Here is a 21,216-nt window from a genome sequence, read left to right on the forward strand (position 1 = left end):
GCACCCCGGGAGGTCAGCCCAAGCTGGATGTCAGAACACGATCGAGCGCCGCCCGGCCCGCGGGGCCCCATGTCGGCTTGCCGCCAGGAAGGCCCCGATCTCCGTTCTGGCCCATAAGCAGGAGGAACAGGCTTTTCATCGCAGCCAACCCGCGGGCGCGCCGGATCGTCGCCTCGTCCGCATGCGCGTACACGTCGAAGAACCGTGCGGCCGCGCGCGCGGGGAGCAGCACCCACGCGGCCGCGAGGTCCCACGCCGGATCGCCGGCGAACATGCAACCGAAATCGATCACGCCCGAGAGCGTCCCGTCCGAGACGACGACATTCGCGGGATGGAGGTCACCGTGCAGCCATACCCGCGGGCCCTCCCACTCGGGGGCCGCAACGGCATCGTCCCAGACTGCCCGGACGGCCCCGACGTCGGCGGCGATGTAGCCAGGGTCAACGGCCTGCAAGAAGTGTTCGAAGCCGCCCGTGCACTCTTTGGGATGAGCGCCGCGGTCCGAAGCGGCCGGTAGCTCGGCGGGCGCCTCCACATGGAGCGCCCTCAGGAAGCCCGCCAAAGTGTCGGCCGCGTGGTCGCCGCGGCTGATCGTGCCGTGGTCCAGCGGCTCGCCGGGAACCCACGTCATCACGGTCCAGTGCTTGGGGAAGCGCTCGGACGGTTCGCCGAACCGCACAGGGACCGGGACCGGGAGCGGCAGGCGTGGGGCCAGCACGGGTAGCCACCGCCGCTCCTTGAGCTGGAGCTCCGGGGTGGGGTCCATGCGCTGCATGCGCACGGCCAACTCGTCCCCTAGGCGCCACATTTGGTTGCCCCAACCGCCCGCCACCTCTCGGATGGTCAGCCCCGCAAGGTCCGGATGCTGCTCCTGCAGCAAGGAGCGCACCAAGCCCTCGTCGATCTCGACACTATCCATGTATGACGTCCCCGCCGTTGGTGATATCGGCATCTGGCTCTGTTCATGATCGCCCGGACAGGATATCGGGCGTCGGACTCCTCCAGGCGGACGGTGTTACACAGGCCAGGGAAGAGCGGCAGCACCGCCAGCGATGATTACCTGTCGCGCAGGCCTTTCTGGGAGTGCTTGATGCGCGGGGAAACGTGTCGCACGCGGCCATGCCAGTCATGCGACAGATTCGCCGTCGTGTCGGTGGTCCCTAGCATGTCCTGACAAGTCCGTACCTGTGTGGCTGTGGGCAGAGGGGGTTGGTCATGCTCATCGGGCGGGCCGACGAGCGGGCGGCCGTCGAGCGATTGATCGAGGGCGTGCGCGCGGGCAGGAGCGGGGCGCTGGTGCTGCGCGGTGAGGCGGGCATCGGCAAGTCAGCGCTGCTCGATCACGCCGGGGCATGGGCGGACGGCGACGTGCGGGTGCTGCGCGGCGCGGGATTCGAGCTGGAGATGGAGCTGCCGTTCGCCGGACTGCATCTGCTGCTGCGCGGGGCGCTGGACGGCATCGGGCGGCTGCCCCAGGCGCAGGCGCAGGCGCTGCGCGCGGCACTGGGCATGGACCGGTCGCCCGGCGGGGACCGCTTCCTCGTCGGGCTCGCGGTGCTCACACTGCTGGCGGACCTGGCCGAGCGGTGTCCCGTGCTATGCCTGGTGGACGATGCGCAGTGGCTCGACCACGCCTCGGCCGAGGCGCTGCTGTTCGTGGCCCGCCGCCTCGAGGCCGAGGGTGTCGCGATCATCTTCGCCGCTCGCGACGACCCGCAGGTCTTTCCTGCGGCCGGCGTGCCGGAGCTGCGTCTGACGGGGCTGGACGCGGCCTCCGCGGAGCTGCTGCTTCAGCAGGTCGGCGAGCTGGCGCCGGCAGCGCGTGATCACCTGCTGAAGGAGGCTCAGGGCAACCCGTTGGCGCTGCTCGAGCTGCCCACGATGCTGGCCCCGGCGCAGGCCACGGGCGAGCTGCCGATGCACGCCGTCGGGGCCGAGCCGGCCTTCGTGCCCAGTCGGGTCTCACGGATGTTCGGCGAGCGCATCGCCCGGCTGCCCGCGCGGGCGCGTACCCTGCTGCTGGTCGCGGCCGCCGACGACACCGGCGCCCTCGAGGTCGTACTGGGTGCCGCGCGGGAGTTCGGAGTGGACGTGACCGACGCCGATCCCGCTGAGGCGGCCGGGCTCATCCGCGTGCGCGACGGGCGGTTCGTCTTCCGCCATCCGCTCATCCGCGCCGCCGCGTACCGGCACGCCTCCACGTCCCGACGCTTCGCGGCCCACCGTGCGCTGGCCGGCGTCCTTGAGGGACGCTCGGGAGACGTGGACCGGTGGGCCTGGCACCTGGCCGCCGCCGCGACCGGACTCGACGAGCACACGGCGGCCGCTCTGGAGCTCAGCGCCGAGCATGCCAGGGCCAGGGGAGGGTATGCGGCGGTCGCCGCCGCATACGAGCGCGCGGCCAGGCTCAGCCCGGAGCCGAAGGAACGCGGCCGCCGCCTGGCCGCGGCCGCCGCGGCGGCTGTGGACGCCGGGCAGTACGCGCAGGCCACCAGGCTCGCCGATGAGGCCGCGCTGGACGTCGCCGACCCGGTGGCGCAGTCGCACCTGGCCCGTACCCGCGCCATGATCGCGATGGCGGACGGACACGTCAGGACCGCCCACACCTGGTTGGCCCGCGCGGCCGACAACGCGCTCGGGCAGGCGGACGACGCTGCCATTGTCCTGTACTTCGAGGCGTTGACGCCGGCGTGGATGGGCAGCGACTACGCGGCCATGGCGCGCACGGCGGAACGCGTGTCCCGGCTGCGCCCTTCCGGCGAACCGCTGGCCAGAGCGCTGGCAGGGATGGGCCACCTGGCGGCGGAGCAGCCACCGACGGGGCTGTCGTGGCTGCGTGATCTGATCGAGGGGCTGCGCGACAGCACCCGGCCGCTGGAGCTGCAGGAACGCGCCCAGTTCGCCATCTGGGACGTGGTCATCGGCGACGACGTGGCCGCTTATGAGCGGGCGGCGGCCATCGCGCGCGAGTGCCGGGCCAGGGGCGCGATCGGGCTGCTGGCGCTCGCCCTGACCCTGTTGGCGCGGTCGCAGATGTTCCTGGGCCTGCACCGGGAGGCGCTGGCCAGCGCCAACGAGGGCCTGCGAATCGCCCGTGACACCGGCCAGCGGCACTACGCGGAGCTGTTGATCGGCATCATGATCTATCTGGCCGCGCTGGACGGCGACGAGGAACAGTGCCTAGCCCTGGCCGGGGAGATCGCCGGCGCGCAGGACGCCGCCACCGGCGGTCTGCGCTGCGTCGCGCTGAACCTGCTCGATCTGAGCCTGGGACGGCCGGAGGCGGCGCTGCGCAGGGCGGAGGAGTTCGGCGCGTTCGGCCCCGCCGCGCGTGCCGTGATGGTCATGCACCGCATCCCGGACCTGGTGGAGGCCGCGGTACGCGTCGGCAGGGATGACTTCGCGCGGGCGGCGGCCGAGCGGGTGCGCGTGTGGGCCGCGCAGACCGCCCAGCCGTGGGCCGAGGCGGTGGCGCTGCGCTGCCAGGCGCTGCTGGCCTCCTCCGACCAGGAGACCGAGCGCCACTACGAACAGGCCGTGGCGCTGCACCTGCGTGGCGGCCGACCGTTCGAGCGGGCACGTACCGAACTGCTCTACGGCGAGTGGTTACGCCGCATGCGCCGTCGCGCGGACGCTCGCCGGCGGCTCCGCTCCGCCACGGAGATCTTCGAACGGCTCGGCTCGCGGCCCTGGGCCGAGCGGGCCCGCGGCGAGCTGCGCGCCGCCGGTGAGCGACAAACCGGCGAAATCCGGACTCCTGGGCTGGTGGACCGGCTCACGTCTCAGGAACTGCAGATCGTCCGGCTGGCCGCCGCCGGCCTGAGCAACCGGGAGATCGCCGCCCAGCTCTTCCTCAGCCCGCGGACCATCGGATACCACCTGTACAAGGCGTACCCGAAACTGGGCGTGGCCTCGCGGGGCGAGCTGGCCAGGCTGGAACTGGAGTGACCCTCGACCTATGGCGGTGTGCGGGGAGGAGCCGGGCGGTCGTGGCGGCGGCGATGTCGGTGAATGGCTCACCTCCTGGTGGCCAGGACGTCGCTCAGCGCGGCGAACGCCCGCCAGGCCTTGGCCGGCCCCGAACTCGGAGACCAGGCGCAGGACGGCGCGGACCTTCTCCTCACCTGCGCCGTTGTCCAGCGCCACGGCGACATGCACGTGGAACGACTGGTCGAGGTTCTGACCTGCTGATCTCTCGATCTCGATCAGGCGCATCAGAGTCTCGGCCGCCGTCGGATATCCGACGAAGGGGGCCAGGTGGCGTACGGCCTTGCGAATGTCGTCCAGGCGCACGCCGTTCGACAGGGCCATCGTGACGTGCGTCTGCAGCGGGAACCGCAGGTTGTGGCAGCACAGGTCCGCCGCCACGAATACGAACGCCTTTTCGCGCATCGTCAGCTCTGGCAGGCCCCACGCGTATCGTCCCCGCTTGATCGCCATCGCGCCGAAGTCGGCGTCCAGGCCGGTAACGGCGTCCTGGGAGGCAAGTTTCATGGATGCGAACTCCTTAATGGTGACCTGCACTGCGGCAGCCACAGAAGGCGTGGCGGCAGCGCGTGGCCGGTTTTCCTTGCCAAGTTTCGATCGTGCTGCGAGCAAGCACGATTCATTCCTTTCGCTCCGGGCTCTGCTCGATCACAGAGCGATAACCCTAGGCGCCTGATCCGAGGTGGCGAATCTGTCAGCCGACCGGCGGTGTGCCTGGCCGATTCAGATTGCCGGCGTCGGCGCGTGGCCTGGGGGAACCGCGCCTCGGACCGGTCATGTGACAGATTCCAGGCGGGACCGGCCATATTGAAAATGGGGCACATTCCTGAAGAGGCGCACATTGAATGAGCCGGCTTGGGCGTGATCGATATGGCGGTGTCGTCGTGTGTGACTTCCGGCTGACCCATTTTCTCAAGACGGTTTCCGTCAAGGAGGACGCATCATGAACGCGGACGTCATCATCGTCGGAGCCGGGCCCACCGGGCTGCTGCTCGCGGGTGACCTGGCCGGCGCCGGGGTCCGGGTGAGGGTGATCGAGCGGCGCACGGGAGAGTCCCCGTTGTCGCGGGCCTTCGCCGTGCACGCGCGCACGCTGGAGATGCTGGACATGCGCGGCCTGGCCGACCAGGCCCTGGCCACCGGCACCACGGTTCCCGGCCTGCTGATTTGGGACCACGTCACGATCGGCATGACTGAGCTTCCTGGCCGGCACCCGTACATGCTCATCACCCCGCAGTACGAGATCGAGCGGTTACTGCTGAAACGAGCCCTCGACAACGGCGCCGAACTGCTGTCCGGGCACGAGGTCACAGGCCTGGAGCAGGACGGCGGCGGGGTGAACGTGCACGTCCGCGCGCTTGACGGGGATGCCCGGACCCTGCGCGCGTCGTACGTGGTGGGCGCGGACGGACGGCACAGCGCCGTGCGCGAGGCCGCCCGCATCGACTTCCCCGGGCGCGCCGTGGCCCAGTCAGTGATGCTCGCGGACGTCAAGCTGGCGGAGCGGCCGGAAAGACTGCTGTCGGTCAACGGCGTCCGCGAGGGCTTCGTCTTCATCGCCCCGTTCGGTGGCGGCTGGTATCGCATCATCGGGCGCAACCACGGCAACGGCGATCTGCCCGACGACGTGCCGGTCGACTTCGAAGAGCTCAAGTGGCTCACCCGGAAGTGTTACGGCACCGACTTCGGCATGCACGATCCGCGCTGGATGTCCCGTTTCCACAGCGAGGAGCGGCAGGCCGCCAACTACCGGATGGGCCGCGTCTTCATCGTCGGGGACGCCGCCCACGTGCACGCGCCCGCCGGCGGCCAGGGTATGAACACCGGCCTGCAGGACGCGGCCAACCTGAGCTGGAAACTGGTGGCGGCCGTGCGCGGCTGGGCCAGGCCCGGCCTGCTGGACACCTACGAAAGCGAGCGGCATCCGGTGGGCAGGACGGTCCTGCGCACCAGCGGACTCCTCACCCGGCTGGCGCTGCTGCGCTCGCCCGTCCTGCGTACCCTGCGCAACCAGGTCAGCGGCGTGGCCATGCAGGTGAAGCCCCTGCGCCGGGCGGTGGCACTCAACATGCTCTCCGGCATCGCCGTCCGCTACGCCGCACCGGACAACGCGCACAGATGGGTGGGAATGCGGGTGCCTGACTTGGCGCTCGAGGGCAAGGAGCCGAGCCGGTTGTACGAGGCGCTGCGCGGCGGCCGGTTCGTGCTCAGCACTCGGGTCAAACCGCCGGAGGGCTGGGACGACCGAGTCCTCCACGTCGTCCCCGACAAGGTGGACACGCAGAGCATGCTCGTCCGCCCCGACGGCTACCTCGCCTGGGCCGGCGACCAGGCGGACCACGGCGACCTGGCCCGGGTGCTGACAGAGTGGTGTGGCCCCGCCTCCTGACGAGAACAAGCGGGTCACACCCCCACAGTGGTGGAGACTTCGGCCAGGTTGAGCATCTTCATGACCAGTGCGTCCATCGCGCGGTCCGGCAGGACGCGTCGCAGCCGGGTGAGCAGCTTGGCGTGGCCGCCAACGGGATAACGCGTCCGCGGCCGCGTGGCGGTCATCGCCCGGACCACGGCGCCGGCGATCACCTCGGGCGGGCTGCCGGTGCGCTGGTGGCCGGCGGCGATCTTCTCGATGACGTGCATGAACGTCGCGCCGTAATCGGCACGGTCCTGCGGGGAGAACAGCTCGGCGACCGCGCGGCGCCCGTTCTCCACCAGCTTGGCAGGGGCGTTGCTCCGCGTGGCGCCCGGTTCCACGATGCTCACCTGTACGCCCCAGGGCCGCAGCTCCATCCGCAGCGCGTCGGTCACCGAGACCAGCCCGTGTTTGGCACTCGTGATGGGCCCCAGGAACGGCAGCGTGACGCGACCGCCTTCGGAGCCGACGTTGACGATCCGCCCTCTGGCCCGCTTGACCAGCGGCAGGAACGCCTGGGTGACGGCGAGCTGGCCGATCAGATTGACCTCGAGGTGGTACCGGAACTCTTCCAGGGGGATCAGCTCCATGGGCCACGGCGAGCCCGTCCCCGCGTTGTTGACGAGCCCGTTCAGGCCGGACGCGCCGGTGGCCCGTTCCACCTGAGCAACGGCTGCGGCGATCGACGTCTCGTCGGTGACGTCGATGTGCAGGGGGACGATCTCGCCCGCGGACGCGGCGCGCAACGCCTCGCCGTCGGCTTCCTTGCGAACCCCGGCGAAAACGGTAAAGCCCCGCTCGGCCAGCGCCAGGGCCGAGGCCCTGCCGATGCCCGACGATGTTCCTGTGATCACTACGTTACGTGGCATCATCGTACCTTCCGTGAGATAACTCAACGATGGTGAGTTCAACATAGATGACGTCCAACCCAAACTCAACACGGGTGAGTTACCCTGTCCGGGTGACTGAGACGCGCCAGAAAAGAGCAGGCGGACGCCGACCGGGAGTGTCGGGGACGCGCGAGTCGATCCTGGGCGCGGCCCAGCAGAGCTTCGCCGAGCACGGCTACCTGGCGACCACCATCCGGGGAGTCGCCTCGGCCGCCGGCGTCGATCCCGCGCTCGTCCTGCAGTTCTTCGGCAGCAAGGACGGGCTCTTCGACGCCGCGTTGCGGGCCGACCCCCCCACCCGCGACCTGGCGTCGCTGGTGCGCGAGGGGGCCGTCGACGATCTCGGGGAACGGCTGCTGCGCCGCTACCTGGAGCTCTGGGAGGCCCCCGTGACGGGAGCACGACTGCTGGCGGTGGTGCGCGGGGCGTCGGCCTCGCCCAGCGCGTCGGCGATGGTGGCCGCGTTCATGGCCGACGAGGTGATGCTCCCTCTGGCCCGCGCCATCGGCGCCGACCGCGCCGGACTCCGGGCCAACCTCACCGGCGCGCATCTGCTGGGCGTCGCCACGGCCAGGTACGTCCTGCGCGTGGAGCCGCTCGCGTCACTCGAACGCGAGGACCTGATCGCCATCCTGGCCCCCATGGTGCAGCGGCACCTCACCGGCGACCTCGACCGTCTCTGAGCCTGCCACGGGGCCGGTCACCCGCGGATCAACCCGTGTCGCGTGGACGGGTTCGCCGGGCGGACGATCCTGATGCGGCGCCGGCCTGACAGCCGCGTCTGTCATCTGATCAGCGCGAGGACGTCGGCGTACGCGCCTGAGTGGGGGCCCGGCCGGTGAGATAACGCTGGAGCACGGGGGAGACCCAGTCGGTCAGCTCGCCGGGCTCTGCGGCGACCAGCGCTTCCACCCGGACGGCGTAGCGGGTGATCGCCAACCCGACGAGCTGACCGGCGGCCAACGCGGCGCGCAGCTCGGGATGATCCACACCGAGCTTCTGGGTGACCTTGCCGAGCATGTCGTCGGCCAGAAAGCTCCGGATCAAGGCCGCGGCGTGCTCGCTGGTGGCAGCCGAGCGCATCAGCCCAAGCAGCGGGCCCGGCCGCTCCACCTCGCCCAGCAGCTGCAGGACGTACGCGGCCAACCGCTCGCCCAGCTTGCCACGGGGACCGTCCAACAGCATGACAACGGCACGCTCCGGCTGGAACGCCTCGGTCACGACCGCGCTGAACAACTGCTCCTTGCCACCGAAGAAGCGCCGGACCAGAGCCGGGTCCACCCCCGCCTCGGCGGCCACTTGGCGCACGCTCGTGGCTTTTCGCATGGGGATTTTCCTCTACGGTCGCGGCAGCCGGGTGCCATACGCATGCCTTTTGTCTGGCCGTCGTCGGGGGAGCAATCCCGCATCCCGCAGGACGTACTATTTGGTCAAGTGCCCAAAATGGTTGCCCAAAACACTTGCCCAAGGAAGTGCCCATGGTGTCAGCGGAACGGGGTCAGGCCACCCGGCAGCGGCTGCTGGAGGCGGCGGTCCCGCTCATCGGCGAGGTGGGATGGGGCAGCGTGACCACCCGGATGGTGGCCGACCTCGCCGGACTCCGGGCGGATGATCCCGGCCAGGCAGTGCAGCAGCGTCGACTTGCCCGACCCGCTCGGCCCGGTGATCGCGACGATCTCGCCCTCCGCGACGTCGAGGGAGACACCTGTCAGTGCTCTGGTCCTGCCGTACGACTTGACCAAGCCTCTGGCCTCAAGCATCGTTCTCCTCCTTCAGCCGTGACAGTGCGGTCTCGATCCAGCGCAGGTCGGCGTCGAGGTGCTGAAGCGCGTAGTCGGCAGCCAGCACCCGGGCGGGCGCGCCGCCTGCTTTCGCGGCGGTCAGCTCCCGCATCCGGGTCAGATGCGCTTCTCGCTGCCGTACGAGGTAGGCGTCGGCGGCCCTTCCCGCGACGGCGACGCGGGTGAAAAGCGAGCTGGCGACGTACGGGGCCGGTGGCTCCACGGTGTTCAGCCACCGGTCCAGCTCCGCCCGGCCGCTGCCGGTGATCGCGTACATCGTTCGTTCGGGACCGCCCTCCTGCTGCGTCTCCGCCACTTCGGCGAAGCCGTCACGTTCGAGTCGCTGGAGCGTGGCGTAGACCTGCCCATAGGCCAGCGGCTTCGCGCCGGCCAGGCGGTCATCGTGCTCCTTCTTGAGTTCGTAGCCGTGTTTCGGGCGCTCGGCGAGGAGGCCGAGCAGCACATGACCGGTCGACATGATCACGACTATACATTGAATGAATAGTGGGGACGCAGCGCGGTCAGCCGGAAAGGCGGACGTATCGGTAAGCCGACCACGGGCCTGTGTCGCTGCCGTCGTTTCCCCTGACCCGCCAGCGGTACGAGACGTCCGGTCGCAGCACTGCCCTGTCCACGGTGACCGTGCCCGGTTGGCCGGTCCGGGTGGACGCGCTGCCCCGCCAGACCACGGTTCCCGTGTCGTGGGCGGGATCCGGTGAGAGTTCGAAGTCGGCGTCGAGCCATTCTCCGTCCGCGTCGGCCACGGTGGCGCGCAGGGCGAGCGAGGTGGCCGTGGTGGTCTGGCCGAGCATGGACGGGGCCGCGGGGACGGCGTTGTAGACGATGTCGAGGCGGGGCTGGGCGCCCTTTTCGTCGCGTTCGCTGGAGTAGAACCTGCGCCAGGTTCGCGGCGAGTTCTCGTCGCGGGCGCGTAATTGTAGGCCGTGGTGGGGCTCGCCCGAAGCCCACGCGCCGCGCCTGGATGCCGATGTCGATCGCGTGTCCGCAGCCCGGCGAGCTCTGGTTCCAGAGGACTCAACATGGCTCCCGACATCTCGTCCGTCAAGCTGGGGCAGCGCTGGTACAACACGGCCACCGGCCGCTTCGCCCAGCAGGACTCACTGAGCTTCCTGGGCGACACCCAGACCGGCAACCGCTACGCCTACGCCGCCTGTGACCCGGTCAACCGGATCGACCCGACCGGCGCGCTCTCGCTCTCCGACTATGCCCAGGCGGGGGCCGCCTGCGTGGAAGGCGCCATGCTGGGGCTCGAGACGATCAGCCCTTGGGCTGTCGGGTTGGCCGCGCTCGGCGGGGTCAGCACCGGTGCCGTGCTCATCGGCGGGGCCATCGGAGGTTGCGCGATCGGCGCGGGCACGTCACTGGCGTTCGGCGTGAACGCCCTCACCGGCAAATGAGGTTTCCGGCACGTGCGGGCCGCGCCTCGGCCCGCACGTGCCGGCCTGGTCAATCCTGGCCTGCAGTGCGCTTGCGGTAGGCCCGCTGACGACAGGAGGCCGAGCAGTACGCCCTGGGGCGTCCGGACGCGGGCTGGTCAACGGGCGCGCCGCACACGACACAACCCCCAGTTTCGTCACGAGATTCGTAACGCTGTTGGATCAGCAGCTCGATGCCGTCCAGCAGCCGCGCGAGGCCGAACTCGAAGGGATCCTCCGGCCGGTCGAAGCCGCCCTGCTCCCACAGCCGGGTGAGCGTGGGGTAGCCGTACAGCCGCTCGAACAGCGTGTCGCGGCCTCCCCACCACTCCTCCTCGCTGACGCCGCTGCGGCGCTCGGTCTCGGCCGCCTCCACCAGCAGCAGCGCCTCGGAGTCGACGAACCTGCCGACGAGGCCGACCACGGCGATCACCTCGGCGGGGGTCAGGCCGGTGTCGGCCACCGTGCTCAGCATCTGCTCGTAGCGGGCGATGGTGTTGGGGCCGGGCACGTGCCGGCCGCCCCGCACCTCCGCCAGCCACGGATGACGGCGGCGCAGCTCCCAGCCCGCACGGGCGCACGCCTCCAGCCGCGCCCGCCACCCGTCGCGCGCCGCCGTGGACCCGCCCGCCGCCGTCTCACCGGCCACCTCGTCACACATGAGGTCGATGAGCTGCTCGCGGCCGGGCACGTGCCGGTAGAGCGACATGGTGGTGAAGCCCAGCCGTTCGGCCACCTTCCGCATCGACAGCCCTGCCAGGCCCTCGGCGTCGGCCAGCTCGACACCCGTGCGCACGATCCGGTCGAGACTCAGCCCCGGCCGCGGCTCCGCGCCGCCTTCGCGCCACAGCAGCTCCACCACATGGTCGGGATCTCCCGCTCTGTCTCGCGTCATGCTCTCCTCCTCTGTTTATGATATACACCCTGTGTACGCCATAAACATCATTTGGAGGCGGTACCCCCCCATGATCGAACTGTTCGTCGACCCCCACGGTGACGACTCCGCGCCGGGCACGCTCACGCGCCCGTTCGCCACCCTCAGCCGTGCCCGCGACGCGGCCCGCGCCCTCACCGGCGAGATCGTCGTCCAGCTCAGGGCCGGGACGCACCTGCTCGCCGAACCCTTGGAGCTCACCGAGGCCGACTCGGGCCGCGACGGTCACCACGTCGTCTACCAGGCCCACGGATACGGCACCACCGGGCGGGAAGAGGTCGTCGTCAGCGGCGGCCGCCTCATCACCGGCTGGCAGGAACTGGACGGCGTGTGGCTGGCCGAGGTGGGTGACCTGGACACCCGTCAGCTGTACGTGGACGGCCGCCGGGCCGATCGGGCGGGCATCGACGGCCTTCCCGGCCAGGTCACCATGACCGAGACCGGCTACACCACCGACAGCACGGCGCCGCTGGCCTGGCGGAGCCCGGGCGATGTGGAGTTCGTGCATCGGGGCGTCTACCCGTGGACGGAGGCCCGCTGCGGCGTCGCCACGGTAGCGGACGGGGGAGAGGGCACCGTGATCACCATGGCGCAGCCCGCCTTCGGCCGCGCCCTCGAGCTGTACAACTCCATCTGGCAAGGGCAGACCTCGCGGGGGCCCGGCCTGCCGACCCGGATCGAGAACGACGCCGCCTTCCTCACCGAACCGGGCACGTTCGTCCTGGACCGCTCACGGCCGGGTCACCACGTCCTGCGCTACCTGCCCCGCCCCGGCGAGCACCCGGAGAGCACGCGGGTGGTCGCACCCGTGCTGGAGACGCTGCTCCGCGCCGCCGGCGTGAGCGGTGTGACGTTCAAGGGGCTGACGTTCGCCGACGCCACCTGGCTCCGGCCGAGCAGTCCCGAGGGGTTCCTGCACTACCACGGGAGCGGTTTCTACGTCGGCGGCCCGATCCACACGGTCTCGCTCGGCGAGGGCGTCGGCTCGGTCACCGTGCCGGGGGAGTCCGCCACGATCCCCGCCTGCGTGACACTGACGGACGCCTCCGGCGTGCGGGTCGAGGGCTGCCGCTTCACCCGGCTGGGCGCCACCGGCCTCGGTGTGTACGGCGGCGCGGACATCACGGTACGCGGATGCGACTTCGACACGCTCTCGGCCGGCGCCCTCGTGGTCGACGGCAGCGGTTCCACCTCCGTGGAGGACAACGGGATCCACCACGTCGGCCTGGAGTTCTCCGGCTCACCCGGCATCTCGCTGACCGGCACGACCGGGTGCACCGTCGCGCACAACCACGTCGCCGACGTGCCGCACTGCGGCATCGTCGCCGGCCCCGGCCGGGGCACCCGGATCCTGCACAATCGCACGACGGACACGATGCAGGTGCTGGCCGACGGCGGAGGCGTCTACCTGTCCGGCACGCAGGGCGAGTCCCACGACTCGGGCGCGGTCGTCCGGGGCAACGTCATCGAGGACACGCGCACGCCGTACAACTTCGGGCTGTACACCGACTACGGCGCGGCATGGGTCACGGTCGAGGAGAACGTGGTGGTCCGCGCCGACAGCACGGCCATCCTGCACGTGTCGCCGCCGCTGGACAACGTCGTCTACCGGGGCAACTTCTGGGACGCCGCTCCGATCGGCGCCGACGCACCGCCCGCCGGCGTCACGTACGAAGGCAACACCGTGCTCACCGGTGAAAGCGATCTGGCGGCCGCGGACGCGGTACGGGCCCAGGCCGGCCGCCGCCGGGCAACTGCCGGGTAGCGGCCGCGGCGCTTCGCGGCGCCGTTCTCGCGGCGGCCCTGCGGACGGCCGGCGTCCGGCCGAGCGTGCCGAGGTCATGGCTCGGGTAACTGCCATCAGAGGCGGAGCCACGTCCGGGCCCGCCCCCCGATCGGGTGATCCGGGGCCGGGCCCGGCCTGTCGGTCAGCTCGACATGCTGGCGGCGAGCATGCCCGGCTCGTAGGAGCCCCCCAGGGTGCGCACGATCACGCCGAGCCGATTGGCCGCGTTGATCATGGCGACCAGGTAGACCAGAGCGACGGTCTGGTCCTCGTCGTAGTGCTTGCGCGCCTGGGCCCAGGTCTCGTCGGACACGCCGTGGTGGGCGTCGGCGAGCCGGGTGCCCTCCTCGGCGAGCGCCAGCGCGGCCCGCTCGGCCTCGGTGAACACGGTGGACTCACGCCAGGCGGCGACCAGGTTGAGCCGGACCGCGGTTTCCCCGGCGGCGGCGGCGTCCTTGGAGTGGTAGTCGACGCAGAAGCCGCAGCCGTTGATCTGGCTGACGCGCAGCATCACCAGGTTCTGGGTGGCCCTGGGCAGCGTCGACTGCTCGATCGCCAGGCTGACGTTGTAGAACCGCTTGCTGAGCTTGGCGCCGAGCTGGTTGGTGTACAGGTTCATACGGGGTTCCATGACTTCGTCCTCATTCATAAGGTTGCGTGCCGCGCGGATCGTTCGCGCGGCGTCCGGCCGAACATGGAGATGCCGGCGACCCGCTCCCTGTGACAGCGCGGGGATGTGACGTGCGCCACCGCTCGGGAGGTGTCACAAAGCGGTCGGAACCGGCGTCTTGTCCCTGTTACGGTCGAGGGCGGGTCGGGCTCGGCCCGGGGCTCGACGAAGAGGAGAAGGATGTCCTATCCAGACGCTCTCTACCTGGGAGACAAGGGCGAGATCAGCGGCGTGCTCCGGACCGTGGACACCGCGCCGGACCTGTCGATCGGCGGGCGCACGAACGTGCACTACCTGGCCACCGGCACGAGTACGGGTGGCCATTACGGGCTCTACCGGTGGGAGATGGGCACCGAGCCGTCAGGCTCCGGAGCTCACTTCCACAGGACCTTCTCCGAGTCGTTCTTCGTCCTGAGCGGGACGGTCAGCCTGTACAACGGCGAGGACTGGAGCACCGGCTCCCCGGGCGACTTCCTCCACGTCCCCCCAGGTGGGATCCACGCGTTCCGCAACACGGACGGACCGGCCACGATGCTGGTGCTGTTCGCCCCCGGTGCTCCTCGCGAGGCCTACTTCGAGGAGCTGGCCGAGATCGTGGCGAGCGGCCGGCAACTCGGCGAGGAGGAGTGGGCCGACCTCTATCACCGCCACGACCAGTACATGGTCTGAGCTCAGTGGCCGACGCTCTGGTAGTGGTCGAGCTGGCGTCGCCAGATGAGGTACGCCAGCGCGATCAGGACCACGCCGAGGAGCGGGGCGGCCAGTGCCCAGGCGTTGCCGAGCTTGCCCAGCAGGATGCTCGAGGGTACGTAGGCCACGAAGGCGACGGGAAGCACGAAGGTCAGCAGCCACTCCACGGCGCCGCCGAAGATCTTCATCGGGTAGGAGCCGAACTTGCTGAAGACGTCGTCGACGAAGACGCGCAGGGCGAACGTGTCGATCATGCGCAGCGCCAGTGAGCAGAGTGCGAGGAAGAAGGCGGCCTCGATGAGCGCGCCGCCGACGACCGACACGAAGCAGAAGGCGATCAGCAGGGCGCTCCATCGAACCTGTGCGTTCTGACCGGCGACGACGAGCAGTGCCACGCCGACGAGCAGGTCGCCGAACTGCGCGATGCCCATTCTGTTGCCCATGAGCTGGACAAGGGGGTTGAGAGGACGCAGCAGGAAGCGGTCGAACTCCCCGTCGCGCACCACCCATTGGATGTCGTTCACGCTCATCATGGGGATCATCGCCAGCGCGTGCGCGGTCAGCCGCAGGCCGTACAGGAAGGCGATCTCCGCCAGTCCCCACCCCGCCAGCGAGGGAAACGTGTGCATCACCACCCAGATGAAGGCGAACCCGGTGCCCTGCCAGACCGCGCCGCTGAGGATGCCGATCACGGTGTTCAGGCGGTACTGCATGGCGCCGCGGGCGGAGGCGCGTTGGAGCAGGACGTACAGGCGCAGGGAGCGGAGGATCTCAGCCACCCTGGATCACCACCCTTCGATGGGCTCGGGACCACGTCAACGCGAGCAGGCCCCACAGTCCCGCGACCCAGGCGAGCTCGACCAGGACAGGACCTGAAATGTCGGTGATGTGGCCGACGTAGATCGCCGCGGGCACGTACCCCATGTACTTGAAGGGCAGGATCTCGGCCAGCACGCCCAGGAAGCCGGGGAAGAAGGCGAGCGGCACCATCGTCCCGGCGAAGAACTGGCTGACCAGCCGGTAGAGCAGCGAGATGGCCCCCGTCTCCATCGTCCAGAAGCCGATCAGGCTGATCAGCAGCGCCAGCTGCACGGCGATCACGTACCCGAGCACCAAAGTGAGCACGTACCCGAAGCCGTTGACCGGCACGGTGATGGAGCCGACCAGCAGCACCACCGGGATGACCGGGGCGAGCAGCAGCAGCCCGCCCGCGGTGTTGCCGACCTGGAAGGCGGCCATCTGCCTCAGGTAGCCGACCGGCCGGGCCAGGTCGAAGAAGACCATGCCGGTACGGATGCGCTGGTGCATGATGCGGGAGACGAGGGTGTGGGTGGCGAAGCCCTGCAGGTTGGCCAGCGTGAGGTAGGCCAGCAGGGCCTCCAGCGAGAGCCCGGCGGCCGAGGGGCGCGAGCCGTACACCGAGGTCCAGATCATGCGCAGCAGGAACACCTGGGCGACCAGCGTCACGCAGGTCATGATGATGTTGCTGCGGTAGGCCAGGGCGAGGCGGAAGCCGATGCGCGTCATCGGGTGTAGATCCCTTTGATCACGCTCTCGAGGTCGGGTTCCTCGATCGACATGTCGCGGATGGTGTGTTCGGCGGAGATCGAGGCGATCATGCCCGGCAGATCGTCATGGATGTCGAACACGTAGCGGCCCTCGGCGTCCCGCGTCGCCCCGCGCACCTCCTCCGGCGCGGACTCCAGCAGGACCACCAGCCGCCGGGGCTGGTCGACCAGCGCGTCGATGGCGCCGTCGAAGAGCACCTTGCCGTGGTCGATGAGGATGATCCGCTTGCACAGGGCTTCGACGTCGGCCAGATCGTGCGTGGTCAGGATGACGGTCGTGCGCCCGACGCGGTTGGTCTCGACGATGAACTCGCGTACGGCCTCCTTGGCCAGCACGTCCAGCCCGACGGTCGGCTCGTCGAGGTAGAGGAGCGGCGGTTCGTACAGCACGGCCGCGGCGAGGTCGCCGCGCATCCGCTGCCCCAGGCTGAGCTGACGGACCGGAGTGTCGAGGAACGCGTCGAGCCCGAGCAGGTCACGCAGCTTCTTCAGCGAGCTCTCGAAGCGCGGACCGGGGACGTCGTAGAGTGAGCCCACCAGCCGCAGGGACTCGATCAGCGGCAGGTCCCACCACAGCTGGCTGCGCTGGCCGAAGACCACGCCGACGTTGCGCGCGTTGGCCGAGCGGTTGCGCCAGGGCACCAGGCCGTTGACCTCCACGGTGCCGCTCGTCGGGGTGAGGATGCCGGTGAGGATCTTGATGGTGGTGGACTTGCCGGCGCCGTTGGGCCCGAGATAGCCGATGACCTCGCCTTCGCCGATCTCGAAGCTGACATCGTCGACGGCGGTCTTCTCCTCGTACTGGCGAGTGACCAGCGTGCGTAACGCCCCAAAAGTGCCGGAGAAGGTACGTGGCCGGCGGAAGACCTTGGTTAACCCCTCGACCCGGATCATGCCGAAATCTTTTCTGTACGGCACTCGCACTGCAACTTATTTTCATGACCTTCCGCGGAAGGGAGTGGCGGCAATTACTGTGATTTGCTGCATATTGATCGTGCCCCACCCCCCGGCTCCGAAGGAGACCCGCAATGCGGCTCGGCGCGTCAGGGCATGCTGGTCTGGTTGGTCTTGTGGCGGCCCTCGTCCTCACGGGGTGCTCCGGCTCAGGCAGCCAGTCATCAAGCACCGCCTCTTCCAAAATGAAGACGGACCTGCTGATCGGCCAGTACCCCGGCGCGGATTCCGCACCGCTGTTCATCGCCATGGAACGCGGCTTCTTCAAGGAAGAAGGCCTCAATGTCAGGCAGGAGCCGATCCAGGCTCCTCAGCAGGTCCTAGGCAAACTCTCCAACGGCACCATGGACATCGTCCTCGGCAGTTACGCGACCATCCTCACCATTCAGGAGGCCGGCACCGAGAAGTTCACCTACATCGCCGACGCCTACCAGGGAGCCACGGGCGCTTTCGGGGTGATGGTGAGAAAGGATTCCCCCGTCAAGCAGGTCTCCGACCTGAAGGGCAAGAAGATCGGCGTCAACGCCCTGGCCGGTCTCGGGACGCTCACCATGAGCCCGCACTTCAAGCTCGCCGGTCTCGATCCCAAGACGGACGTCAAATACGTCGAGGTGCCGACGACCAACTGGCTTTCGGCGCTCGACAAGGGGGACGTCGACGCTGTCTGGATGACGGACCCGTACGTCAGCCAGGCCAGGAAGCAGCTCGGCGCGACCATGCTCCTCGACACGATGTCCGGTCCGACCGAGGGCCTGCCGATCACAGGCTGGGCCGCCACGGAGAAGTGGGTCCGGCAGAACCCCAAGACGCTGGCCGCCTTCCAGCGGGCCATGGCCAAGGCACAGAAGATCGCCGCCACCGACCGCAGCGCGGTGACGAAAGTGCTCCCCACCTACACCAAGATCCCGGCGGAGACCGCCGCCACGATCAATCTGGGCGCCTACCCCACCTCGCTCAGCGCCCAGCGCATCCAGCGGGTCGCCGACCTCATGTACGAGGCGGGCATGCTCAAGCAGAAGGTGAACGCGGCTTCCATGATCTACTCCCAAGGATGACGGGCGCGGTCCCCAGGCAGGCGCGCGCCCAGGCCGAGCTGAGGAAGGTCGCCCGCCACACCGCCGGCGTGGCGGGCTTTCTGCTGGTGTGGCAGATCCTCGGAATGTCGGGCCTGTTCAGCTGGCTGCCGCCGGCGACGGCCACGCTGGCGCGGACCATCACGCTGGCCGTCGACCCGGCCTTCCTCGACGACCTGCGGGGAACGCTCACGGCCGCGCTCATCGGGCTGCCGCTCGCCGTCCTGGTCGCCGTACCGATCGGCCTGGTCCTGGGAACGCTGCCGGCAGTGGAGGAGGCCACCCGGGTGTTCGTGGAGTTCCTGCGGCCCATCCCTTCGGTGGCGCTGATCCCGCTGGCCCTGTTCTTCTTCCAGCCCGAGCTCAACGCCAAGGTGGCGCTCATCGTCTTCGCCGCTTCCTGGCCCATCCTGATCAACACCATGTACGGCGTGCGGGACGTGGACCCGGTCAGCGAGGAGACGCTGCGCTCCTTCGGCTTCGGACGAGGCGCGATCCTCTGGTGGGTGTCCCTGCCCAGCGCGGCCCCCTTCATCGCGACGGGCGTGCGGCTGGCCGCCTCCGTCACGCTCATCCTGGCGATCAGCGTGGAGTACTTCGTCGGCGGTTCGAGCGGCATAGGCAGCTTTCTCATCGAGGCGAGCACGGGCGTCGGCGCCGACGCGATGATCGACGTGATCGCGGCCCTGCTGTGGTCCGGCGCGATCGGGCTCGTCGTCAACACCGTTCTCGTACGTACGGAGCGACGGCTGTTCAGGTGGCGGACGACATGATCCGCAGCACTGTCAGGCGGCTGTGGCTGGTCCCTGTCGTCCTGATCGGCTGGGAGCTGCTCGCGCGGTCCCTCGGCAATCCGTACCTGCCGGCGCCGGCCGTGATCGTGACCCGCATGTACGACATGTGGTTCTCCGGGCCGTACGTCCTCACCGAAGAGGCAGTCGGCAATTTCGTCCCCAGCCTCGTCAGGGTGGTCGGAGCCTGGTGCGTGGCCGTGGTCGTGGGAGTGGCGCTCGGCGTGGCACTCGGCAGGAGCGCCGGGCTGGCCGACTACGTCGAACCGCTGATCGAGTTCGGCAGGGCGGTGCCGCCGCCCGCCATGCTGCCGGTCTTTCTCGTGCTGTTCCAGATGGGCACCCAGGTGCAGGTCGCGACGATCGTCTTCGGCATCGTGTGGCCGATCCTGCTCAACTCCATCGACGGCGCCCGCAACCTGGACAACCTGCAGATGGAGACGGCCGCTGTCTTCGGCGTGTCCGCACGCCTGCGGCTCACCCGGATCATCCTGCCGGGGGCCTCGCCGAAGATCTTCGCAGGCCTGCGCCTGAGCGTCTCGCTGGCGCTGATCCTGATGGTCATCTCAGAGCTCAAGGGCAGCACCGAGGGGATCGGCTACCTCCTCAACCTGGCCGGCAACAACGCCGACATGCCGGCCATCTGGGCCGGCGTCCTGCTTCTCGGCGTGCTCGGCTTCACCTTCAACACCCTGTTCCTCTTGGTGGAGCGGCGCGTGCTCAGCTGGCACCGCGACGCACACCACATCGCTTAGGAGGCGTCCTCTCTGTGACCGAGACCCTGTTGAAGAACGTGAAGGTCGTCACCCACGATCGGGATGAGCCGGTCGACGCGGACATCGCCATCGCGGGCGGCCGCATCGTCCGGGTCGAGCCGGGGCTCTCGACCGACGGCGAGGTGATCGACGGTGGCGGCAAGCTCGCCTTCCCCGGGGTCGTGGACGCCCACCAGCATTGGGGGATCTACAACCCCCTGTCCGAGGACACCGAGTCGGAGAGCCGGGCCTGCGCCCAAGGAGGCGTCACGACGGCGCTCACGTACATGCGGACCGGCATGTACTACCTCAACAGAGGCGGCCCTTACGCGGAGTTCTTCCCGGAGGTGCTCAAGCAGTCCGAGGGCAGGGCCTACGTCGACTACGGATTCCATCTGGCGCCCATGTCGAGCGGGCACATCGACGAGTTACCCGCGCTGGTCGAGCGGTTCGGGGTGCCGTCGTTCAAGATCTTCATGTTCTACGGCGGGCACGGGCTGCACGGGCGCTCCGACGACCAGAGCTCCTTCCTCATGCTGCCCGAGGGGGAGCGCTACGACTACGCGCACTTCGAGTTCGTGATGCGCGGAGTGCAGGCGGTCAGGGAGCGCCTGCCCGACCTGGCCGGCGAGATCTCGCTGTCGCTGCACTGCGAGACGGCCGAGATCATGACCGCCTACACCAGGCTCGTCGAGGAGGCCGGACAGGTGGAAGGGCTGGCCGCCTACAGCGCCTCCCGTCCTCCGCACTCCGAAGGGCTGGCGGTCTTCATCGCCTCCTACCTCGCCCACGAGACGGGACTGACCAACGTCAACCTGCTGCACCTGTCCTCTCGCAAGGCCATGGACGCCGCCGTACGCATGGCGGCGACCTTCCCGGCCATCGATTTCCGGCGCGAGGTCACGATCGGCCATCTGCTCGCCGACGTGGACACGGCCGACGGCATCGGGGGCAAGGTGAACCCGCCGATCAGGCCGCGCGAGGATGTCGAGGCCCTGTGGGAGTACGTGCTCGACGGCACCGTCGACTGGGTCGTCAGCGACCACGCCTGCTGCCGCGAGGAGGCCAAGTTCGGCACGCCACGGGAGAACGTCTTCCTGGCGAAATCCGGCTTCGGCGGGGCCGAGTACCTGCTGCCCGGCCTGATCACCGAGGGCCGCCGCCGGGGTCTGCCGTACGGCCGGATCGCCGCGCTGACCTCCCGCAATCCCGCCGAGCGGTTCGGCCTGCGCGGCAAGGGCGTGATCGCCCCCGGGTTTGACGCCGACATCTGCCTGGTCGATCCCGCGCGACCATGGACGGTGCGCGCGCGGGACTCGGAGTCGAGACAGGAATACACACCGTTCGAGGGCTTCGAGATGACCGCCAGGGTGACGGACACGTTCGTACGCGGCAGTCGTGTGCTGGACGACGGCAAGATCGTGGGCGCTCCGACAGGCCGTTACCTGCCCCGGCCGGTGTGATGACCTGCGCCGGTGGGGCGCAAGG

General features: G+C 69.5%; 21 protein-coding genes and 1 pseudogene. 11 read left to right on the top strand and 11 right to left on the bottom strand.

From position 1 onward, the window contains the following. Positions 1–13 precede the first annotated feature (13 nt). On the bottom strand, positions 14–919 hold the full coding sequence (locus AB0J64_RS19550) for an aminoglycoside phosphotransferase family protein (protein WP_364028528.1): 906 nt from the start codon (positions 917–919) through the stop codon (positions 14–16). A gap of 296 nt (positions 920–1,215) precedes the next feature. Here AB0J64_RS19550 and AB0J64_RS19555 point away from each other — a divergent pair, with 296 nt between their 5' ends. The 3 genes from AB0J64_RS19555 to AB0J64_RS19565 all read left to right on the top strand — a co-directional run bounded on the left by AB0J64_RS19555 (position 1,216) and on the right by AB0J64_RS19565 (position 6,376). Beyond that, positions 1,216–3,948 carry an AAA family ATPase gene (locus AB0J64_RS19555; RefSeq protein WP_364028530.1) on the top strand — a complete coding sequence of 911 codons (2,733 nt, stop codon included), beginning with the start codon at positions 1,216–1,218 and terminating at the stop codon, positions 3,946–3,948. Positions 3,949–4,011: 63 nt separating this feature from the next. Then, positions 4,012–4,191, top strand: coding sequence for a hypothetical protein (locus tag AB0J64_RS19560; protein WP_364028532.1), 180 nt, complete (start codon positions 4,012–4,014; stop codon positions 4,189–4,191). A 739-nt stretch (positions 4,192–4,930) separates the two neighbouring features. Continuing rightward, a complete protein-coding gene (locus tag AB0J64_RS19565; RefSeq protein ID WP_364028534.1) occupies positions 4,931–6,376 on the top strand; it encodes an FAD-dependent monooxygenase in 1,446 nt (481 codons plus the stop codon). A 14-nt stretch (positions 6,377–6,390) separates the two neighbouring features. Here the strand turns inward: AB0J64_RS19565 and AB0J64_RS19570 are convergent, their stop codons facing one another. After that, a complete protein-coding gene (locus tag AB0J64_RS19570) occupies positions 6,391–7,272 on the bottom strand; it encodes an SDR family oxidoreductase (RefSeq protein ID WP_364028536.1) in 882 nt (293 codons plus the stop codon). An 89-nt stretch (positions 7,273–7,361) separates the two neighbouring features. Between AB0J64_RS19570 and AB0J64_RS19575 the strand changes: the two genes are divergently transcribed. After that, positions 7,362–7,973, top strand: a complete 612-nt coding sequence (locus AB0J64_RS19575) for a TetR family transcriptional regulator (RefSeq protein ID WP_364028538.1) — start codon at positions 7,362–7,364, stop codon at positions 7,971–7,973. Positions 7,974–8,082: 109 nt separating this feature from the next. Here the strand turns inward: AB0J64_RS19575 and AB0J64_RS19580 are convergent, their stop codons facing one another. The 4 genes and pseudogenes from AB0J64_RS19580 to AB0J64_RS19595 form a co-directional block, all read right to left on the bottom strand. Then, positions 8,083–8,616, bottom strand: a complete 534-nt coding sequence (locus AB0J64_RS19580; RefSeq protein ID WP_364028540.1) for a TetR family transcriptional regulator — start codon at positions 8,614–8,616, stop codon at positions 8,083–8,085. A gap of 260 nt (positions 8,617–8,876) precedes the next feature. Continuing rightward, positions 8,877–9,050, bottom strand: a pseudogene (locus AB0J64_RS19585) (ATP-binding cassette domain-containing protein); the annotation flags it as partial. After that, on the bottom strand, positions 9,043–9,549 hold the full coding sequence (locus AB0J64_RS19590; RefSeq protein ID WP_364028542.1) for a PadR family transcriptional regulator: 507 nt from the start codon (positions 9,547–9,549) through the stop codon (positions 9,043–9,045). The pseudogene AB0J64_RS19585 and the gene AB0J64_RS19590, both read right to left, overlap by 8 nt. A gap of 43 nt (positions 9,550–9,592) precedes the next feature. After that, positions 9,593–9,883, bottom strand: a complete 291-nt coding sequence (locus AB0J64_RS19595; protein ID WP_364028544.1) for a hypothetical protein — start codon at positions 9,881–9,883, stop codon at positions 9,593–9,595. Between the two features lie 228 nt (positions 9,884–10,111). Here AB0J64_RS19595 and AB0J64_RS19600 point away from each other — a divergent pair, with 228 nt between their 5' ends. Continuing rightward, positions 10,112–10,489, top strand: coding sequence for an RHS repeat-associated core domain-containing protein (locus AB0J64_RS19600; RefSeq protein WP_364028546.1), 378 nt, complete (start codon positions 10,112–10,114; stop codon positions 10,487–10,489). A gap of 49 nt (positions 10,490–10,538) precedes the next feature. Here the strand turns inward: AB0J64_RS19600 and AB0J64_RS19605 are convergent, their stop codons facing one another. Continuing rightward, positions 10,539–11,402: a TetR/AcrR family transcriptional regulator gene (locus tag AB0J64_RS19605; RefSeq protein ID WP_364028548.1), complete on the bottom strand. Its 864-nt coding sequence runs from the start codon at positions 11,400–11,402 to the stop codon at positions 10,539–10,541. Positions 11,403–11,472: 70 nt separating this feature from the next. On the opposite strand from AB0J64_RS19605, the gene AB0J64_RS19610 reads away from it, so the two are divergent. Then, positions 11,473–13,206, top strand: a complete 1,734-nt coding sequence (locus AB0J64_RS19610; protein WP_364028550.1) for a right-handed parallel beta-helix repeat-containing protein — start codon at positions 11,473–11,475, stop codon at positions 13,204–13,206. Between the two features lie 163 nt (positions 13,207–13,369). Here the strand turns inward: AB0J64_RS19610 and AB0J64_RS19615 are convergent, their stop codons facing one another. Further along, the gene (locus AB0J64_RS19615; RefSeq protein WP_364028552.1) at positions 13,370–13,858 is read right to left on the bottom strand and encodes a carboxymuconolactone decarboxylase family protein; all 489 of its coding nucleotides are present in this window, start codon (positions 13,856–13,858) and stop codon (positions 13,370–13,372) included. Between the two features lie 219 nt (positions 13,859–14,077). On the opposite strand from AB0J64_RS19615, the gene AB0J64_RS19620 reads away from it, so the two are divergent. Next, the gene (locus tag AB0J64_RS19620; protein WP_364028554.1) at positions 14,078–14,566 is read left to right on the top strand and encodes a cupin domain-containing protein; all 489 of its coding nucleotides are present in this window, start codon (positions 14,078–14,080) and stop codon (positions 14,564–14,566) included. 2 nt (positions 14,567–14,568) lie between these two features. On the opposite strand, the gene AB0J64_RS19625 is transcribed toward AB0J64_RS19620, so the two are convergent. The 3 genes from AB0J64_RS19625 to AB0J64_RS19635 are packed head-to-tail and all read right to left on the bottom strand — an operon-like array spanning position 14,569 to position 17,049. Further along, positions 14,569–15,366, bottom strand: a complete 798-nt coding sequence (locus AB0J64_RS19625) for an ABC-2 family transporter protein (protein WP_364028556.1) — start codon at positions 15,364–15,366, stop codon at positions 14,569–14,571. After that, positions 15,359–16,114 carry an ABC-2 family transporter protein gene (locus tag AB0J64_RS19630; RefSeq protein WP_364028558.1) on the bottom strand — a complete coding sequence of 252 codons (756 nt, stop codon included), beginning with the start codon at positions 16,112–16,114 and terminating at the stop codon, positions 15,359–15,361. The genes AB0J64_RS19625 and AB0J64_RS19630 overlap by 8 nt, the downstream gene beginning before the upstream one ends. Further along, complete coding sequence (locus tag AB0J64_RS19635) at positions 16,111–17,049, bottom strand: ATP-binding cassette domain-containing protein (protein ID WP_364028560.1); 939 nt, start codon at positions 17,047–17,049, stop codon at positions 16,111–16,113. Before AB0J64_RS19635 ends, AB0J64_RS19630 begins: the two co-directional genes overlap by 4 nt. A gap of 245 nt (positions 17,050–17,294) precedes the next feature. On the opposite strand from AB0J64_RS19635, the gene AB0J64_RS19640 reads away from it, so the two are divergent. Genes AB0J64_RS19640 through AB0J64_RS19655 form a run of 4 tightly spaced genes read left to right on the top strand, consistent with a single transcriptional unit; the run spans position 17,295 to position 21,191 of the window. Continuing rightward, complete coding sequence (locus AB0J64_RS19640) at positions 17,295–18,164, top strand: ABC transporter substrate-binding protein (protein WP_364028562.1); 870 nt, start codon at positions 17,295–17,297, stop codon at positions 18,162–18,164. After that, the gene (locus AB0J64_RS19645; protein WP_364028564.1) at positions 18,161–18,955 is read left to right on the top strand and encodes an ABC transporter permease; all 795 of its coding nucleotides are present in this window, start codon (positions 18,161–18,163) and stop codon (positions 18,953–18,955) included. The genes AB0J64_RS19640 and AB0J64_RS19645 overlap by 4 nt, the downstream gene beginning before the upstream one ends. Then, positions 18,952–19,728, top strand: a complete 777-nt coding sequence (locus tag AB0J64_RS19650; RefSeq protein ID WP_364028566.1) for an ABC transporter permease subunit — start codon at positions 18,952–18,954, stop codon at positions 19,726–19,728. The genes AB0J64_RS19645 and AB0J64_RS19650 overlap by 4 nt, the downstream gene beginning before the upstream one ends. 14 nt (positions 19,729–19,742) lie before the next feature. Next, positions 19,743–21,191: a dihydroorotase family protein gene (locus AB0J64_RS19655; RefSeq protein WP_364028568.1), complete on the top strand. Its 1,449-nt coding sequence runs from the start codon at positions 19,743–19,745 to the stop codon at positions 21,189–21,191. The last annotated feature ends 25 nt before the right edge of the window (positions 21,192–21,216 follow it).

The organism is Nonomuraea sp. NPDC049695, from assembly GCF_040674955.1.
Classification (GTDB): Bacteria; Actinomycetota; Actinomycetes; order Streptosporangiales; family Streptosporangiaceae; genus Nonomuraea; species Nonomuraea helvata.

Coding starts and splice junctions, on each gene's coding strand:
- AB0J64_RS19570 (WP_364028536.1), bottom strand. CDS start 7,272: ATGATGCCACGTAACGTAGTGATCACAGGAACATCGTCGGGCATCGGC.
- AB0J64_RS19610 (WP_364028550.1), top strand. CDS start 11,473: ATGATCGAACTGTTCGTCGACCCCCACGGTGACGACTCCGCGCCGGGC.
- AB0J64_RS19630 (WP_364028558.1), bottom strand. CDS start 16,114: ATGACGCGCATCGGCTTCCGCCTCGCCCTGGCCTACCGCAGCAACATC.
- AB0J64_RS19565 (WP_364028534.1), top strand. CDS start 4,931: ATGAACGCGGACGTCATCATCGTCGGAGCCGGGCCCACCGGGCTGCTG.
- AB0J64_RS19620 (WP_364028554.1), top strand. CDS start 14,078: ATGTCCTATCCAGACGCTCTCTACCTGGGAGACAAGGGCGAGATCAGC.
- AB0J64_RS19635 (WP_364028560.1), bottom strand. CDS start 17,049: ATGATCCGGGTCGAGGGGTTAACCAAGGTCTTCCGCCGGCCACGTACC.
- AB0J64_RS19640 (WP_364028562.1), top strand. CDS start 17,295: ATGAAGACGGACCTGCTGATCGGCCAGTACCCCGGCGCGGATTCCGCA.
- AB0J64_RS19615 (WP_364028552.1), bottom strand. CDS start 13,858: ATGGAACCCCGTATGAACCTGTACACCAACCAGCTCGGCGCCAAGCTC.
- AB0J64_RS19555 (WP_364028530.1), top strand. CDS start 1,216: ATGCTCATCGGGCGGGCCGACGAGCGGGCGGCCGTCGAGCGATTGATC.
- AB0J64_RS19560 (WP_364028532.1), top strand. CDS start 4,012: ATGGCTCACCTCCTGGTGGCCAGGACGTCGCTCAGCGCGGCGAACGCC.
- AB0J64_RS19645 (WP_364028564.1), top strand. CDS start 18,161: ATGACGGGCGCGGTCCCCAGGCAGGCGCGCGCCCAGGCCGAGCTGAGG.
- AB0J64_RS19605 (WP_364028548.1), bottom strand. CDS start 11,402: ATGACGCGAGACAGAGCGGGAGATCCCGACCATGTGGTGGAGCTGCTG.
- AB0J64_RS19550 (WP_364028528.1), bottom strand. CDS start 919: ATGGATAGTGTCGAGATCGACGAGGGCTTGGTGCGCTCCTTGCTGCAG.
- AB0J64_RS19650 (WP_364028566.1), top strand. CDS start 18,952: ATGATCCGCAGCACTGTCAGGCGGCTGTGGCTGGTCCCTGTCGTCCTG.
- AB0J64_RS19595 (WP_364028544.1), bottom strand. CDS start 9,883: ATGCTCGGCCAGACCACCACGGCCACCTCGCTCGCCCTGCGCGCCACC.
- AB0J64_RS19600 (WP_364028546.1), top strand. CDS start 10,112: ATGGCTCCCGACATCTCGTCCGTCAAGCTGGGGCAGCGCTGGTACAAC.
- AB0J64_RS19590 (WP_364028542.1), bottom strand. CDS start 9,549: ATGTCGACCGGTCATGTGCTGCTCGGCCTCCTCGCCGAGCGCCCGAAA.
- AB0J64_RS19580 (WP_364028540.1), bottom strand. CDS start 8,616: ATGCGAAAAGCCACGAGCGTGCGCCAAGTGGCCGCCGAGGCGGGGGTG.